The 14,976-nt window shown below is 34.8% G+C and carries 16 protein-coding genes; 5 read left to right on the forward strand and 11 right to left on the reverse strand.

Annotated features, from left to right (window positions below):
• Positions 1–49 precede the first annotated feature (49 nt).
• From ccmE to EJB00_RS02210, 8 genes are read right to left on the reverse strand one after another with little or no spacing between them, the layout of a single operon-like run.
• Entirely contained in the window at positions 50–442 is a 393-nt protein-coding gene (ccmE, locus tag EJB00_RS02180) for a cytochrome c maturation protein CcmE (protein WP_015588246.1), read from the reverse strand.
• Positions 426–563 (reverse strand): CcmD-like small membrane protein, encoded by a 138-nt coding sequence (locus tag EJB00_RS06660; RefSeq protein ID WP_015588245.1) that lies wholly within the window; start codon positions 561–563, stop codon positions 426–428. The genes ccmE and EJB00_RS06660 overlap by 17 nt, the downstream gene beginning before the upstream one ends.
• Entirely contained in the window at positions 560–1,543 is a 984-nt protein-coding gene (locus EJB00_RS02185; RefSeq protein ID WP_135352797.1) for a biotin--[acetyl-CoA-carboxylase] ligase, read from the reverse strand. The genes EJB00_RS06660 and EJB00_RS02185 overlap by 4 nt, the downstream gene beginning before the upstream one ends.
• Before the next feature lie 4 nt (positions 1,544–1,547).
• The gene (locus tag EJB00_RS02190; protein ID WP_135352798.1) at positions 1,548–2,933 is read right to left on the reverse strand and encodes an NADH-quinone oxidoreductase subunit N; all 1,386 of its coding nucleotides are present in this window, start codon (positions 2,931–2,933) and stop codon (positions 1,548–1,550) included.
• Positions 2,930–4,372 carry a complex I subunit 4 family protein gene (locus EJB00_RS02195; protein WP_015588242.1) on the reverse strand — a complete coding sequence of 481 codons (1,443 nt, stop codon included), beginning with the start codon at positions 4,370–4,372 and terminating at the stop codon, positions 2,930–2,932. Before EJB00_RS02195 ends, EJB00_RS02190 begins: the two co-directional genes overlap by 4 nt.
• A gap of 3 nt (positions 4,373–4,375) precedes the next feature.
• The gene (gene nuoL, locus EJB00_RS02200) at positions 4,376–6,223 is read right to left on the reverse strand and encodes an NADH-quinone oxidoreductase subunit L (protein ID WP_015588241.1); all 1,848 of its coding nucleotides are present in this window, start codon (positions 6,221–6,223) and stop codon (positions 4,376–4,378) included.
• Positions 6,224–6,227: 4 nt separating this feature from the next.
• Positions 6,228–6,536, reverse strand: a complete 309-nt coding sequence (gene nuoK, locus EJB00_RS02205) for an NADH-quinone oxidoreductase subunit NuoK (RefSeq protein ID WP_015588240.1) — start codon at positions 6,534–6,536, stop codon at positions 6,228–6,230.
• A complete protein-coding gene (locus EJB00_RS02210; protein ID WP_135352799.1) occupies positions 6,527–7,114 on the reverse strand; it encodes an NADH-quinone oxidoreductase subunit J in 588 nt (195 codons plus the stop codon). The genes nuoK and EJB00_RS02210 overlap by 10 nt, the downstream gene beginning before the upstream one ends.
• Positions 7,115–7,301: 187 nt before the next feature.
• On the opposite strand from EJB00_RS02210, the gene EJB00_RS02215 reads away from it, so the two are divergent.
• Both EJB00_RS02215 and EJB00_RS02220 read left to right on the forward strand, forming a co-directional pair.
• A complete protein-coding gene (locus EJB00_RS02215; RefSeq protein WP_015588238.1) occupies positions 7,302–7,730 on the forward strand; it encodes a WD_0964 family protein in 429 nt (142 codons plus the stop codon).
• A 128-nt stretch (positions 7,731–7,858) separates the two neighbouring features.
• A complete protein-coding gene (locus tag EJB00_RS02220; protein WP_015588237.1) occupies positions 7,859–9,775 on the forward strand; it encodes an ATP-dependent helicase in 1,917 nt (638 codons plus the stop codon).
• A 43-nt stretch (positions 9,776–9,818) separates the two neighbouring features.
• Here EJB00_RS02220 and EJB00_RS02225 read toward each other — a convergent pair whose 3' ends face one another.
• A complete protein-coding gene (locus tag EJB00_RS02225; RefSeq protein ID WP_015588236.1) occupies positions 9,819–10,574 on the reverse strand; it encodes an alpha/beta hydrolase in 756 nt (251 codons plus the stop codon).
• A 1-nt stretch (position 10,575) separates the two neighbouring features.
• Positions 10,576–11,100, reverse strand: a complete 525-nt coding sequence (locus EJB00_RS02230; protein WP_015588235.1) for a c-type cytochrome — start codon at positions 11,098–11,100, stop codon at positions 10,576–10,578.
• Between the two features lie 292 nt (positions 11,101–11,392).
• Between EJB00_RS02230 and ruvA the strand changes: the two genes are divergently transcribed.
• The 3 genes from ruvA to EJB00_RS02245 all read left to right on the forward strand — a co-directional run bounded on the left by ruvA (position 11,393) and on the right by EJB00_RS02245 (position 14,440).
• Entirely contained in the window at positions 11,393–11,965 is a 573-nt protein-coding gene (gene ruvA, locus EJB00_RS02235) for a Holliday junction branch migration protein RuvA (protein ID WP_015588234.1), read from the forward strand.
• Entirely contained in the window at positions 11,962–12,951 is a 990-nt protein-coding gene (gene ruvB, locus EJB00_RS02240) for a Holliday junction branch migration DNA helicase RuvB (RefSeq protein ID WP_015588233.1), read from the forward strand. The genes ruvA and ruvB overlap by 4 nt, the downstream gene beginning before the upstream one ends.
• A gap of 268 nt (positions 12,952–13,219) precedes the next feature.
• The gene (locus EJB00_RS02245) at positions 13,220–14,440 is read left to right on the forward strand and encodes a hypothetical protein (protein ID WP_135352800.1); all 1,221 of its coding nucleotides are present in this window, start codon (positions 13,220–13,222) and stop codon (positions 14,438–14,440) included.
• Positions 14,441–14,758: 318 nt separating this feature from the next.
• Here EJB00_RS02245 and EJB00_RS06520 read toward each other — a convergent pair whose 3' ends face one another.
• Positions 14,759–14,974: a hypothetical protein gene (locus tag EJB00_RS06520; RefSeq protein ID WP_251373714.1), complete on the reverse strand. Its 216-nt coding sequence runs from the start codon at positions 14,972–14,974 to the stop codon at positions 14,759–14,761.
• Positions 14,975–14,976 lie beyond the last annotated feature (2 nt).

The raw sequence follows: 14,976 nt of genomic DNA on the forward strand, positions 1-14,976 counted from the left end.
GCTGTTACTCTCTCCACATACTATTTAGGTACAGTTGGGATTAGGGAATCTATTTTAAAACTTTCGGCATATAGTTCTCATCATGTTTTGCAAACACCGTATCTGCAAGAAAGGTACTACTATCAAACATTTTACCTTGCACAACAATATCACTTTTTTCTGAAAACATCGGTGGAAGTATCCCTTGATATTTTACCACAACACTTTGGTTAAAATCTGTCATTTGAAAAACTACTTCGCTTTCGCTCCGTATCACGCTATTTTCAACAACCATTCCACCAACACGGATTGGCTTTTGACTATTTGGTAAAACTATAGCTTCACTTACTGTATAGAAAAACGAGATATTTTCTTTGAGCGTTGTTAAAATAAAAAAAACTGCACAACTTAAAAAGCAGAAAATTCCTGAAGTTATAAGTAATCGCTTATGTTTCTTCTTCATTGGTGCTTTTAAGATTTTCTAAGTTTTTTTTACTTTTTATATAGCAAGAAACGGTAAAAATCAAATTTCCACCAATCAGTATGAAACTAATAAGGTAAGCAAAAATTACATATGTATTCATAATGCACTGCCAATAAATAACTCACCTGCATCAAAATAAATTAAGCTTCCATCCTTTTGCTGCAATACCAATTTACCACTTTTATCTATATCAGCAAAAATTCCTTCATACAATTTGTCAGCTAACTTTACACTGATTTGCTCATTCATTTTGAATGCTTTTTTTAACCACATTTCTCTTATAGCATAAAACCCATCAAATAGCCATTGCTTTCTTAGCTTGTTAAAATTTATTATTAATTCCTTTAACAGATCTATGTTAGATACAGACTCACCGTAATTGCTAATGCACGTTGTTCCTGGAAGTGGTGCATGATTGATATTAATTCCAATTCCTATAATCAGCCAATTCGAATTGGACTTTCTTTCAAGCAATATTCCACTTGTTTTCTTGCCATCGATTAGAACATCATTTGGCCATTTATATTGAAGATTGAGATCGTTTATGAATGGATCTCTTGTCATCCCAGTGCTTTGACACTGGGATCCAGAAGAAAAAGTATGGATTCCAGTGTCACACACTGGAATGACACCGCAGTGGGTTTGATTATTCAAGAAATTTAACGATAATAAAGTATTCCCTACAGCAAGAGCAGTCACAAAAGTCAATTCTGTTAATTTGCTGATGTCTTTAATTTGACTCGTTAAGCCTACTGTTATCCCAGCACCATCCGATGTCATCCCAGTGCTTGACACTGGGATCCATGCTTCTTGATTCCTAGATTCCAACGTCACGCGCTGGAATGACACCGAAAACTGATTTTCACTTAGATAATCGTTAAAGAGGTTTATTATCAAACTCGCATAGAGATTACCCTCTGGAGAAATCCAGTTTTTTCCGGTGCGCCCCCTGCCTTCTGTTTGTTTATCGGCAATAATAATAGTTTCATTAGATATCCCTTTCTCAATTAAACCCAATGCTTCTTTATTAGTACTTGAAACTTCTTTGTAATGATGAATATGAAAGCCCTCAGGGATCACCTTGTCAGCCCTTTAGTTCAATGAGTAAGTAAAGATCTTCTACGTATAAGAAAAGAACGAGGTTGATCAGTGAAGCCACTGAAGTGATAATGAATAGACCCTTAGAATAAGCAACCTTATTACCACTAGCTTTATCAAAATACATAACTTTCATGATATTTAAATAATAGTAGCATGATATCACACTCGCTATTACAAGGATCAAAGACAGGCTGATAAAGCCAGAATTTATTAAACTTTTGAATATAAAAAATTTAGCGATAAAGCCTGCAAGTGGAGGTATTCCCGACATCGAGAGTAACAACACAGAAAGATGAAATGCTACAATTGGGCGTTTCTTCCCTATACCAGATAAATTCGCAATATCACAATCGTCATCGTCAATTTGTACGAGATATGAGAATAGCCCTATGCTTGTGATGATATATATCACCAGATACATTAAAGCACTATCTGTTCCTGCTTGTGTAAAAATAGAAAGTGAAGCAAATATAAAACCAATGTGACCAATTGAACTGTAAGCAAGCAGCCTTTTTAAGTTTTGCTGACGCAAGGCCCCAAAAGCTGAGATAAGCACAGACAATGCTGAAACGTATAAGAAAATAGGCTGAACATAACTTTTTACATTTACTAACTCTTCATTCATCAATCGAATTAAAAATGTTACAAGTGCAACTTTTGGAGCTGTAGAAAAAAACGCAGTTACTATGGTAGGTGCACCTTGATAGACATCTGGAGCCCACATATGAAAAGGAGCAATAGCAAGCTTGAAACACAAACCAATAAGGATAAAAACTAACCCAAAAACTATTCCATAAGTTATCTGATGATTTTGCAAGAATGAACCGAGCTCAGAGAAATTGACTTGTCCTGTATATCCATAAAGCAATGACATACCATACAGCATAATGCAGGAAGATAGTGCACTAAGTGTAAAATATTTCACTCCTGCTTCACATGAATAAATCGAATCTTTATTAAAGCTCGCAAGAACATACAAAGATATACTCATCAACTCAAAAGCTAAATAAAAAGAAATCAGACTATTTGCTGAAACCAAAGTTATCATGCCAAATAGCGCAAAAAGAATCAGTATTGAAAATTCATATTTATAGTCATATTTTGATAAATTCAGCATCAAAAGTATTAAAATTCCTGTGCTGAGAATTAACCCTTGTGCTGACCTGATGTATAAATTGAGTTTTAACAACGAATTAAAGAGAAAAATTTCATTGTTTTCTGCCGAAATAATTAAAATAATCAAAGTTACCACTGTGCAGCCAAGTGCTAATAAGTTGATAGTGCGGCGGTAAAATATAATCCCAAGCAGCAGCAACACTAACGAGGAGATAATAGAAAACGTTTCCGGCAATATCTGTATATAATTCATAGCGCATTATATTTGATTAACAAATTTGCCATACATGGCTTCAAATAATTCAGTGCAAGGGTTGGGTAAAATCCAAGCAAAATAACAAACACTGCGAGCAGAATTAAGACAGAAAATTCTATGCTATCCAAACGGTTACTTAATAATTTAGAATAGCTAACCCCCCATATTATTTGCTTACATAAATTCAGCATATAAACTGCGCTTAAAATAGTGCCAAGTACGATAAATCCTGTAAAAAACCCTATGCTCTTAAACATCCCAACCATAGCCAAAAACTCACCTGCGAACCCAGATGTTCCAGGTAGCCCTATTGAAGCCATTGAAAATAAAATGAACATAAAACCAAATTTTGGCATTGTGTTTACTATGCCAAAATATTTTGCAATCTCCAAAGTCCCAGTTCGAGTATATAGCATTCCAGCACACAAAAATAAAGCAGCAGAAATAAGGCCATGACTAATCATTTGAAATATGCTACCCAGTACTCCTTCCTCACAAAATGAAAAGAGGCCAGCGGTAACGATCCCCATATGTGCTATTGAAGAATAAGCTATTAACTTCTTTATATCATCTTGAGCAAACGCAACTAGCGAAGCATATATCACCGCAATAATGCTCAGCACAACAACGAAATTTGAAAAATATAAACTTGCCTGAGGAAGCATTGGAATAGAAAACCTTAAAAATCCATATCCCCCCATTTTAATAAGCAAGCCAGCTAAAATCACAGATCCAGAAGTTGGTGATTGCACATGCGCATCAGGAAGCCAAGTGTGAAATGGAAACATAGGTACTTTTATTGCAAAAGAAATAAAAAATGTAATCCACAGCAATGACTGCACTTCAAGATCAAGGCTTGGCACTAATGTAGCTAATTTTTGTATATTAAACGTCCCAAAAGTACTATAGATATACACCAAGCCAAGCAGAAATAATAATGAGCCAGTTAATGTATAAAGAAATAACTTAAACGTCGCATATATCCTTTGTTTCCCTCCCCAAATGCCAATAATAAAGAACATTGGTATTAAAACAGCTTCAAAAAACACATAAAAGCTTATAGCATTCAGTGAAACGAAAAACCCGACTACAAAACTCTCAAGCAGTAGAAATAATGCCATATAGGCTTTTAGGGTCGTATAACTCATTTTGCAGTTGTAGAGTATACAAATTACAAACAAGAAAGTTGTCAGCAGAAGGAAAAGCAGCGATATACCATCCACCCCTATTCCTACATTCTTGATTGGATAGCTGACAAACTGAAAGTCCGCATTGTTATAATCAAATTCTATACAAGCTACAATGCTAAGCAAAAATGGAAGTACAGCAAAAAATAGAGCAAGGAATCTTAGGTGTATAGATTGATGATTAATCCTGATCGAGGATAAAATCAACGCTCCTATCAGTGGAAGTAAGAATATACTAAGTAACAACACCTTCTATTTAATTCCAATAATATATAAAGCACCGATTATTAAAGTAACAAACATAATAAATGCATAATCAAATATATAACCAGTTTGTAACTTTATAGAACTTTTTGAACATTCATTAACCAACCTTACAACACCATTTGGTCCAAATGAATCAATAGCCTTAACATCAAACTTCCATAGAAGCCTAGATATAAACCTTATCGGTGCAATTATAACAAACTCATACACCTCATCAAAGTACCATTTATTCTGCAAAAACTTAAGTAAAAATTTACTCTTAATTTGCCTAATTACTTGATATTGGTAAATCAGGTACGCAAGAGCTATTCCACTTAGGCTCGCTAAGGTTGGCAGCAGTTTTATAAAGAAATTATGAACTCCATGCTCATCAATCACCATTAAACTTGATTTCCAAAACGCATTACTAGTTATGTTCAAAATATTTGCTCCCCACACTCCAGAAAATACCGATCCAAAAGCAAGTATCAGTAATGGTATAAGCATAATCTTTGGTGCTTCATGTATATTAATTTTACTTTGTTTTTGGCTATGGAACACAAGAAGCAACAACCTCCAAGAGTAGAATGCCGTAAAGAATGCAACAACTAAGCTTATTACAAAAGCAAAGCTATCCGTGCTATAAGCATGTTCAATTATCAAATCCTTTGAGTAAAAACCTGCAAATGGAAATATTCCAGAAAGCGCAAGAGACCCAATCCACATGAGAGTGTAAGTGCAAGGGATTTTCTTCCAGCAATTTCCCATTTTCTGAATGCTTTGCTCATGATGCATTGCATGAATTACATTGCCAGCACCAAGAAATAGTAGAGCTTTAAAAAAAGCGTGTGTCATTAAATGAAAAATAGCAACATTGTAAGCAGAAAGCCCACATGCCATGAACATATAACCAAGTTGACTGCAGGTTGAATAAGCAATTATTTTTTTTATATCATTCTGAGTAATCGCAACGGTGGCTGCAAAAAAAGCAGTAAGTGCACCAACAATAACTATTAATTCTCGTGCCACATTTGATAGCTCAAATAATGGAGAACATTTTGCTACTAAAAATATACCTGCTGTTACCATCGTTGCTGCGTGAATGAGTGCAGAAACAGGGGTTGGCCCTTCCATTGCATCTGGCAACCAAACATGTAAACCAAGCTGTGCAGATTTACCCATACAGCCAATAAAAAGTAATATGCATATTATATGAATTATTTTAAATTCACAGCAGAATGCTCTAATGTTCTGCGTGCCAAGAAAATCAGCTGTGTCAAAAATTTCAGTAAATTTCAAAGAGTGAAATGTATAATAAATGAGAAAGATCCCAATCAATAGTGCAAAATCTCCTACCCTATTCACAACAAATGCTTTAATTGCCGCATTATTTGCAGAATATTTTTGGAACCAAAATCCTATGAGTAAATAAGAACACAGGCCAACCCCTTCCCAGCCAAAAAAAAGCTGCACAAAATTATCGCTTACAACCAGCACAATCATGCAAAACGTAAATAGCGATAGGTAAGAAAAAAACCTCGACTTCCCCTTATCATGCTCCATATAACCGATAGAATAGAGGTGGACTACCAGTGAAACGGTGGTAATAACAATAAGCATTAAGGATGAGAGAGCATCCACATTAATTGCCCAATTTACTTTTAATACACTTAATGAAAATAGAGGAAATAAACTCAAGTGATAATTTTCAGAGAAGGTGAGAAAAACATACCAAGATAAAACTGCAGATATTCCAATCCCTGCCGTTGTAACTAACTGACTTTTTCTAAAAAACGCTCCAAACAATGAACCAAAAAGTGGCAGAAATACTATTAATTTCAGTATATCTATCATACTTTCATTCTTTCATTAAATTTGCTTGTTCAACGTCTATATTGCCACGGCTTCTATAATATACAACCAATATTGCAAGCCCAACTCCTGACTCTGCTGCCGCAACAGTCAACACAAACATCACAAAAATTTGCCCAACTATATCATTCATAAAGGCAGAAAAAGCAACTAAATTGATGTTAATCGCCAGCAATAATATTTCTATTGATAACAGTATGTTGATTATGCTCTTACGGTTGATGAAAATACCACACATCCCAATAGTGAACAAAACAGCAGCAATTATCAAAAAGTGATTTAATCCTATTTCCATTCTACTCCTTTTCCAAATTTAGCCTTAACCAATTTTACAGATGAAGATTGTATCAATTGCTTTAATACATTCTGTTTTTTAACTCTTTTTTTCTTGTCCTGCAAAGTAAGAGCAATTGCACCAACAATTGCAACAAGCAGCAGAATACCAGAGAGATGAAAAGCGTACATGTAGTCAGTGTAGAGCAAATTACCAATAGCTTTCACGTTATTAGTATTATAGTTTATAACATTGCTTATGTTGGGTGCTGAGCTGCGGATTACAAAGCTGATGACTAGAAAAAACACAACACATAATATAGCACCAAGAGTGAAATGCTTCGCAAAACCCTGGCGCAACCTTATGTAATCAATATCGAGCATCATAACTACAAAGAGGAACAACACTGCAACTGCACCGATGTATACTATTAGCACCATCATAGCAATGAATTCAGCTCCAAGGAGAATAAAAAGCACTGCAGAATTAACGAAAGTGAAAATTAAAAATAACACTGCATGCACAGGATTCCTTACGCTAATTACACAAACAGCAGATAAGATGCTTAGAATTGCAAAAAAATAAAAGAAAAAATGCATTGATACTTTTAACTGCAACAATAGTTACTAACTTAAGGTAATTGTTGCTGTAAAGTCAATACTATATTAAAGATTTGAAAACATCGTACTACAAGCTTCAGCTCCTCAGTAATGCAATAAACACTCTTGACAATCTTGATTTATTAATATATAATGTATACATATTAATAGTCAGCGATAGCTCAAAATGTACAACATATTTGGTTATTTCAAAAGCAACAATAGTTCTAACGCACAAAGTAGCAGATTAAATGGAGAAAGTTATCAATACACCACAAGAGACTATATGACAATTTACTTTAATAACACATTAGCAAGTTTCAGTAGATCATTGAGAGAATTTAAAGAAAAAGCATATGGATTTATATATGATATTGGAGCTTGGTTGAAAGAAACATATGAAAATCTCACTGAACGACCTGCAATGTGTAATCACTATACCCCAAAGGAAAAACTCCTTGTTGAAGTTGAAGAAGTAGAAATGAAGGAGCTAAACCGTACATATAAGCCATTCCAAACTCCACCTATTCATCCAACAAGCAGAAGCTCTAGTGCCAATACCTCAAATCAAGTTGTTGTTACTCGACATACACCTGAAGCTACTAAAACAAGATAGATAAAAAACCTACGTTTAAATATGTAGTACTTGAGTGAAGCATTCTTTAAACTGTTCTATTCAATAAAATCTTTACAATATTTGGATCATAGGTTTAACTTTACGAAGTTATAGTCTATAGGGCTTCAATGAACGATTATCTCTCACTGCTAAATCCAGAGCAACAATTAGCTGTAACTAACGTGAATGGACCAGTTTTGATACTAGCAGGAGCCGGAACAGGAAAAACAAGAACGATCACTTCAAGGATAGCGCACATAATTCGAAATGGCTATGCTTACTCTGATGAGATCTTAGCAGTTACATTTACAAATAAAGCAGCAAATGAGATGGTATCAAGAGTGCTTGAGCTAACGGGTACAAACATACCATGGCTTGGCACTTTCCATGCAATTGCAGCGAAAATTTTACGTCATCATGCTGAAATTGTAGGCTTAAATTGCAATTTTACAATTATTGGTGTGGATGATCAATTACAGGTAATAAAAAATATTATTAATGAAATAAGCCCTGATTACCTATCAGAAAAATGTAAGACCATTATGAATATCATCCAGCAGTGGAAAGAGAAGTGTTTATTGCCGTCTGAAGTGGAAGATGTTCAATCATTTAGGCCAGTTTACGTAACTGCACTCAAAGTCTATTACCAGTATCAGGAAAGGTTAAAATTCCTTAACTCTGTCGATTTTGGTGACTTATTGTTATATAACATACAACTTTTTAATAAAAAGACTGAGGTTCTATCTTACTACCAAAACAAGTTTAAGTATGTCATGGTAGATGAGTATCAAGATACAAATGCAATACAATATCTTTGGCTAAAATACCTTGCAAAAGAGCATTCAAATATTTGCTGTGTAGGAGATGATGACCAGTCGATATACAGTTGGCGTGGTGCAGAAGTTGAAAATATTTTGAAATTTTCCGATGATTTTAAAAATGCAAAAACCTTTAAACTGGAGTGTAACTACAGGTCAACATCCCACATACTTGCAACTGCGTCATATGTTATCAATCACAATAAGACTCGCTTAGAAAAAAAATTGTGGACAACAAACGTTGAAGGGGAAAAGGTAAATCTAATAAAATTATGGGACGGAAAAGCTGAAGCAAGGTTCATAAGCGAACAGATATTAAAGCTCAATAAATACAGATTTAGTGACATTGCAGTGCTGGTAAGGGCGACTTTTCAGACTAGAGTTCTGGAAGAGTATTTTATAAAATATTCAATTCCCTACAAGATTATAAGTGGTGTAAAATTCTACGAACGTCAGGAAGTCAGGGATATAATTGCATATTTAAGATTCGTTACAAACAATAACGATGACTTAGCTTTCGAAAGGATCGTAAATCGGCCAAAAAGAAGCATAGGAGCTACAACTCTAAAGAAAATATACACGACTGCTCAGGATAACAAAATTTCTTTTTTTGAGGCAGCAAAAATATTGGTTAATAGTGATCAAGTAACCGAAAGAATTAAACTCTCACTAAATGATTTTTTAAATAAAATTAAAGCTTGGGAAGAAATAGTAAGTGTAAAACCACTGCATGAATTCGTTAAAATCGTAGCAAACCAATCAGGGTATATTGAAATGCTTGAAAATGAGGAGGTAACAGGCTTAGTACGAATAGAAAATGTCAAGGAGCTCATCTCATCTTTAAAAAATTTCGATAATGCCACAACTTTCTTGGAGCATATAAGTCTAGTGATGGAAGTGGATAATATGAATAACGATGACACCGTATATGTTATGACTCTTCATGCAGCCAAAGGACTTGAATTCCCGTGCGTGTTTCTACCTGGTTGGGAAGAGGGATTATTTCCTCATCAAAGATCTTTTGAAGATAAAAGTGGTAAAGCTTTAGAAGAAGAAAGGAGACTTGCATATGTTGGCATAACCAGGGCAAAGGAAAGGTTAATCATTTCATGTGCAGACAGAAGGGAAATGAATAACCAATGGCAACCAATGTACACTTCTCGATTCATCAAAGAGTTGCCAAGGGAAAATGTTGAGGTCATTAAGAGTAACATTGCTTACTGCTGAAGCTATAATTCCAGATAAACATACCTTGCAAATCTGAGCTACTTCAATTATATATTTCTTCTGGTAAAAATTCTCTGATGGTCTTAAATAAAATTTTCAGTGAATAATTATCAGACATATTGTGCTCTGCTGATTTTATTAAGTGTACTTCAACGTCTGTTGATTTGATTTTTTTAGCTAAATTTAATGAAATTTGATAAGGAATATCTCTATCGTTAATGCTGTGCAATAAACGCACAGGACAGTTTATATCTATTGTTTCTTGATTTAAAAGGAGATTCTTTCTGCCATCCTCGATCAAATTTTTAGTTATTTTGTATGCGCAGTGCCCTGAAGTAAAATCTATTACACCTTTAGAACACAGCTCTTCTTTTTGCCTACCCGACAATTGATTAAATATTAAATCTTCAGTGAAGTCAGGAGCAGACGATATACCAATTAGCGCTGCAGTTTTTTCTGGAAATTGAAGGGCAGTGAGCAGCATCAGCCATCCCCCCATACTTGAGCCTATAATTATTTGTTTGCTGCTAGTTAATTCGCTTATCACTTTAGCACAATTTTTTTGCCAATCACTTATTGTATAATCAGCGAAGTCACCGCTTGAATTACCGTGGCCAAAATAATCAAAGAGCACAAGTGCTACATCATTTTCTTGGCAAAATTTGTAAATGGCAGTTGCTTTAGTTCCATCCATATTGGATGCAAAACCACCAAAAAAAACTATGGAAGCTTTATTTCCTTGTAGCTTTCGATATGCTATATGGTCATTACTTCCATTAAGTAATTTACAATAATTCATACTACTTTGGCAAGGCAACCGGACTATCGCTCATCGAACGCAAATAGCTGACTAGATCTGCAATTTCTTGTGGATTGGAAATGCCTGCAAATGCCATACGTGTACCTTTTATATAGGCTTTTGGATTTTTTAAAAAAGTAAATAATTCTTCATATCCCCATTTTCCACCTTTTTCAAGCAGTGCTTTTGAGTAATTGAATGAACTGTGAAGATGGGCCTTTTTATTTTCAACTACGTTCCACAAGTTTGGTCCTACTTTATTCATTCCACCTTTCTCAAAACTGTGGCAAGCTATACATTTTTTTGCTGCTGACTTCCCCTTTTCAAAGCTAGCATTTTGCATGAGCTCCCCAATATCAAGTGCCACTTGTTCAATCTTTTGCTGAGGTTCATTGCTGGCTGCTACTATTGTTTGGTGTTCAATTTTATAATCCTCTGGGTTATAGAGCATATCAACTACATTACTAACTATCATAATTATTAATCCAGAAAGTAAAATCGATGCTGCAATCTTATTAAGCTCCATAGTTAATTCTTATCAAGTAATGTTACTTAAATTATGCAAATATTTTTGCAAACAGCAAACAATTACCTTTATTTTGCCAAAGATAGAAATTTCTATTACTTAGTTAATAGACCGCAATTCTGCTGCTGAAGTAACTCCGTGGTCCAGTCACATACTGGTCCGGAATAATATATTCAAATAGATTTCCTGCAAACCTGTCTACAATGATTGAAACTGGAATCACTTCTATAATGTTCGTTTGCTTGACCTAAGATTCAGGAGCATTTAAACTGAATTTTATAAAGTACTAAAAATGATAGGAAATCTAAGAGGAATAGTTGATGAGGTGTGTAGCGATCACATAATCCTGAATGTGAATGATGTTGGCTACATAGTATATCTTTCAGCCAAAACTTTAAGTGCTTGTTCGATTGGAAGTAGAGTAAAATTACTTATCGACACTTATGTAAATAGCAGAGAAAACGTTACTCAGCTATATGGCTTTATAAGTAAAGAAGAACAGCAGTGTCTGCGTTTATTAGTTAAAGTGAGCGGTGTCAGCTATAAAACCGCAATGTCAATTTTGAGCAAATTAACTCCAGAGCAACTGTTTTTGGCAATTATAAATGAGGATAAACTAGCACTTAAGGTGAGTGGACTTGGCCTAAAACTCATAAATCGAGTTATTACTGAGCTGAATGGTAAAGTAAGTAAATTAGAGACAAATAACAATCATTTTCACTCAATTAGTGAAGATGCTCTTTCAGCTTTGATCAATCTTGGATATGAAAGAACAAAAGCTTATGATACAATAAAAAAAATAGAAGATGAATCACCAAACTTGGACACTAAAGATATTATTCGTATGGCGCTTAAAACAATATGAAGTCAATATCATGTAGTAAGGAATACTCTGAAGATGTACGTAATTTAAATATCAGGCCTGAGCAACTTGATGATTTTGTCGGGCAAAAAGACTTAATACAAAATTTAAAAGTGTTTATAAATGCTGCACAGACGAGAGCTGAAGCTTTGGATCACGTATTGCTCTATGGTCCTCCAGGGCTTGGTAAAACAACTTTAGCACAAATTGTCTCTAAGGAGTTAAGGGTTAGCTTTCGTGCAACTTCTGGTCCATTGCTTAGTAAAGCTGGGGACTTAGCTTCAGTGCTCACTACTTTAAATGCAAAAGATGTTCTATTTATCGATGAGATCCATAGATTAAATCGTAGCATTGAGGAAGTTTTGTATACTGCTATGGAAGATTTTTGCCTAGATATACTAGTAGGTGAGGGCCCATCTACCAGAACTTTAAGAATAGATTTACCACCATTTACACTGATTGGGGCAACAACACGGCTTGGACTGCTTTCTGCACCGCTGAGGGATCGTTTTGGTATTCCCCTACATCTTGAGTTTTATTCTTTTGAGGAACTGGTTGATATTATAAAAAGAGGTGCAAGAGTTCTTTGTGCTGAAATCGAAAAGGATGCTGTGCAGGAAATTGCCTGCCGTGCCCGCGGTACTCCAAGAATTGCTTTGAGATTACTCAGAAGAATAAGAGATTTTGTTGAAGTAAAAGATGATAAAAAAATTACCCATGAAATCGCCGGTTCTGCACTGTCAAAATTGGGTATAGATAAAATGGGACTAAATAAATTAGATATGGATTATCTAAGATTTTTGTTTAACACCTCAGGACCTGTTGGAATTGACACCATATCTATTGCACTATCTGAAGATGTTGGCAATATTGAAGAAACAGTAGAACCTTATTTAATCAAGGTCAGTTTCGTAAAGCGCACACCAAGAGGACGTGTTTTAACTGATCAAGCAAAGGAATATCTCAGTATTAATTCAGTGGTATACTAGTATTATACTATATTTTATCACATTGTATAGTATTACACTAAATATTATAATATTCTCTTATTATATGGTTTGCAGGTGTTTTAGAGGCAAATAAGAAAGTCTTCTGTTATAGTGAATATGTTCTTGAAAAATTACGTAATATATGCTAGGCTATATATAGCATAAATGCAAAGATATTAATAAGTTATTGATATTTTTTAAGATTAATATTTATTAAATACTTCATATTGTAAGATTGAGTTATTGTGTTTTATAGACTTAAGATAAAATGGTAAAAAACTTTCTAAACAATTATAGAAACAGTAATTCAATTAATGGAGAAAAAACAATGGAAAATTTTTTAATCAATAACAACGAAGAGGACGGTAGCTCAATCTTCATTAGTCGAATCAGGGAGCAAGATCTCTCTGCAGAGCAGAAGCTCAATGAATTAAAAGGATTCATGGAGGAGCTTGCTAGGAAAGCTGAGTTCAAGAGAATAGAGCTTGAGCGTCAGGCTGCGAGTTGCATTGATGAAACATTATCTCAAGTAGAGCTACAGATAAAAGATAATGAGGATTACTTTACTGATGATAATCAAGGGGTATTCGCAAATTTCTTTGAATCCCTCTTTAATCTTTTTGAAGTAAATGTAGATCCGAAAGTCTACAAAATGCTCAAGGAGAAGAAAGAGAAAAATCTGCTTCTTTCGATAATTAAGTTTTTGCGTGATAAGCTTAAGGAATTAGTTAAAAAGATCTTCAAAAAAGATTTAGACTTAAGCCGGGATAAAAGGCTAGACAAAGAGATAAAAGAATTGCAGGAGAAATTACTCAGTGGTGGATTATCTCCCGAAGAAGAAATAGCAATACTCGAACGTTTGCAAGCGTTGCAAAATTTAAAATTGAAGCTTCAAACTTTTCTCGTGGGCTCAGTCATTGCAATGTTTGCAGAAATTTTTGCAGTTGATTTAGCAGCAGTAGTAGAGCAAGATGTAACTGAGGAAAAAAGAGACAAAAAAGCAGAAAAAGCAGAATCAAAAGAAGTTCATCAAGAAATAGAAACAAAAGTGAATGAAATCACACCAATTTCCCTATTTAATTTTTCATCTCAAGTTCCAATGCCAATTGTTCTAGACAAGCAAGAACGTGCTATTTTACCAAAGCCTATAGAAAAATTAGTAGACACTCTACCTAAATCTGTTATAAGTCACAAAAATAGTGAAGTACAAAAACTGGAGAAAATGAATAAAGAAAAGAAAGAAGCAAAAGAAGGGAAAACTGAAAAACCAAAATTAGCTGTCTGTCCACCTGCTCCACAGCAAAAGGAACACAGGAGAGTTAAAAGATACAGTAATTTAGGTACGAAGGGTAAAAAGCGATCTCCTGAGTGTAATCGTTCAATGAATAATAAGCAAAAGTCTAATGCTGCTGTGGAATTGCCAGGAGGATTAACTGATGATGTGAGAGTTGAAAACCACGCTTCTTCAGTCAAAGAGAGAGGTATGTAAAGGTTCTCTCTCTTTTTTTCATTCCAGACTGGTTTTTTATCTGGATTCCAGCATCAAGTGCTGGAATGACACCGTCTTGAATGGAAATCAGTGTGTAATGTACCAAAGGGGTGTCATGTGAGTAGTCCCTTCGGTGTCATGCAGTAGCCCCTTTGATGTCATCCCAGTCTGGGATCCAGAGAACTTAGTTTAAAAGAGTTGTTATTTCAGTCTAGGATCCATTTTCTCTTCTAGATTCCAGCATCAAGTGCTGGAATGACATGGCGGAATGTCATCCAAGTAGCTCCTTCGGTGTCATGCGAGCAAGCTCCTTTGGTGTCATCCCAGTGCTTGACACTGGGATCCAGAAATGTTGGATACATAAGGTAATGCTAAGTTGATGAGATTAGGAAAAGAGTGGATCCCAGTGTCAAGCACTGGGATGACAGAAAAATAGACGCTGGAATGACAAGAAAATAGGCACTGGAATCCAGAAGAAAAACTAGTAATGGCGGCATAACATCTTTCTTGGTCTGTTTCGATTACAATATTCATAA

Origin of the sequence: Wolbachia endosymbiont of Drosophila mauritiana (assembly GCF_004795975.1) — a bacterium.
Taxonomy (GTDB): Bacteria; Pseudomonadota; Alphaproteobacteria; order Rickettsiales; family Anaplasmataceae; genus Wolbachia.

Excerpts from the sequence above, each read along its gene's own strand:
- EJB00_RS02190 (WP_135352798.1), bottom strand. The coding sequence starts at position 2,933 with ATGAATTATATACAGATATTGCCGGAAACGTTTTCTATTATCTCCTCG.
- ccmE (WP_015588246.1), bottom strand. The coding sequence starts at position 442 with ATGAAGAAGAAACATAAGCGATTACTTATAACTTCAGGAATTTTCTGC.
- EJB00_RS02230 (WP_015588235.1), bottom strand. The coding sequence starts at position 11,100 with ATGGAGCTTAATAAGATTGCAGCATCGATTTTACTTTCTGGATTAATA.
- EJB00_RS02210 (WP_135352799.1), bottom strand. The coding sequence starts at position 7,114 with ATGCATTTTTTCTTTTATTTTTTTGCAATTCTAAGCATCTTATCTGCT.
- ruvB (WP_015588233.1), top strand. The coding sequence starts at position 11,962 with ATGAAGTCAATATCATGTAGTAAGGAATACTCTGAAGATGTACGTAAT.
- EJB00_RS02225 (WP_015588236.1), bottom strand. The coding sequence starts at position 10,574 with ATGAATTATTGTAAATTACTTAATGGAAGTAATGACCATATAGCATAT.
- EJB00_RS06520 (WP_251373714.1), bottom strand. The coding sequence starts at position 14,974 with ATGAATATTGTAATCGAAACAGACCAAGAAAGATGTTATGCCGCCATT.
- EJB00_RS02220 (WP_015588237.1), top strand. The coding sequence starts at position 7,859 with ATGAACGATTATCTCTCACTGCTAAATCCAGAGCAACAATTAGCTGTA.
- EJB00_RS02245 (WP_135352800.1), top strand. The coding sequence starts at position 13,220 with ATGGTAAAAAACTTTCTAAACAATTATAGAAACAGTAATTCAATTAAT.
- EJB00_RS06660 (WP_015588245.1), bottom strand. The coding sequence starts at position 563 with ATGAATACATATGTAATTTTTGCTTACCTTATTAGTTTCATACTGATT.
- ruvA (WP_015588234.1), top strand. The coding sequence starts at position 11,393 with ATGATAGGAAATCTAAGAGGAATAGTTGATGAGGTGTGTAGCGATCAC.
- nuoL (WP_015588241.1), bottom strand. The coding sequence starts at position 6,223 with ATGATAGATATACTGAAATTAATAGTATTTCTGCCACTTTTTGGTTCA.
- nuoK (WP_015588240.1), bottom strand. The coding sequence starts at position 6,536 with ATGGAAATAGGATTAAATCACTTTTTGATAATTGCTGCTGTTTTGTTC.
- EJB00_RS02215 (WP_015588238.1), top strand. The coding sequence starts at position 7,302 with ATGTACAACATATTTGGTTATTTCAAAAGCAACAATAGTTCTAACGCA.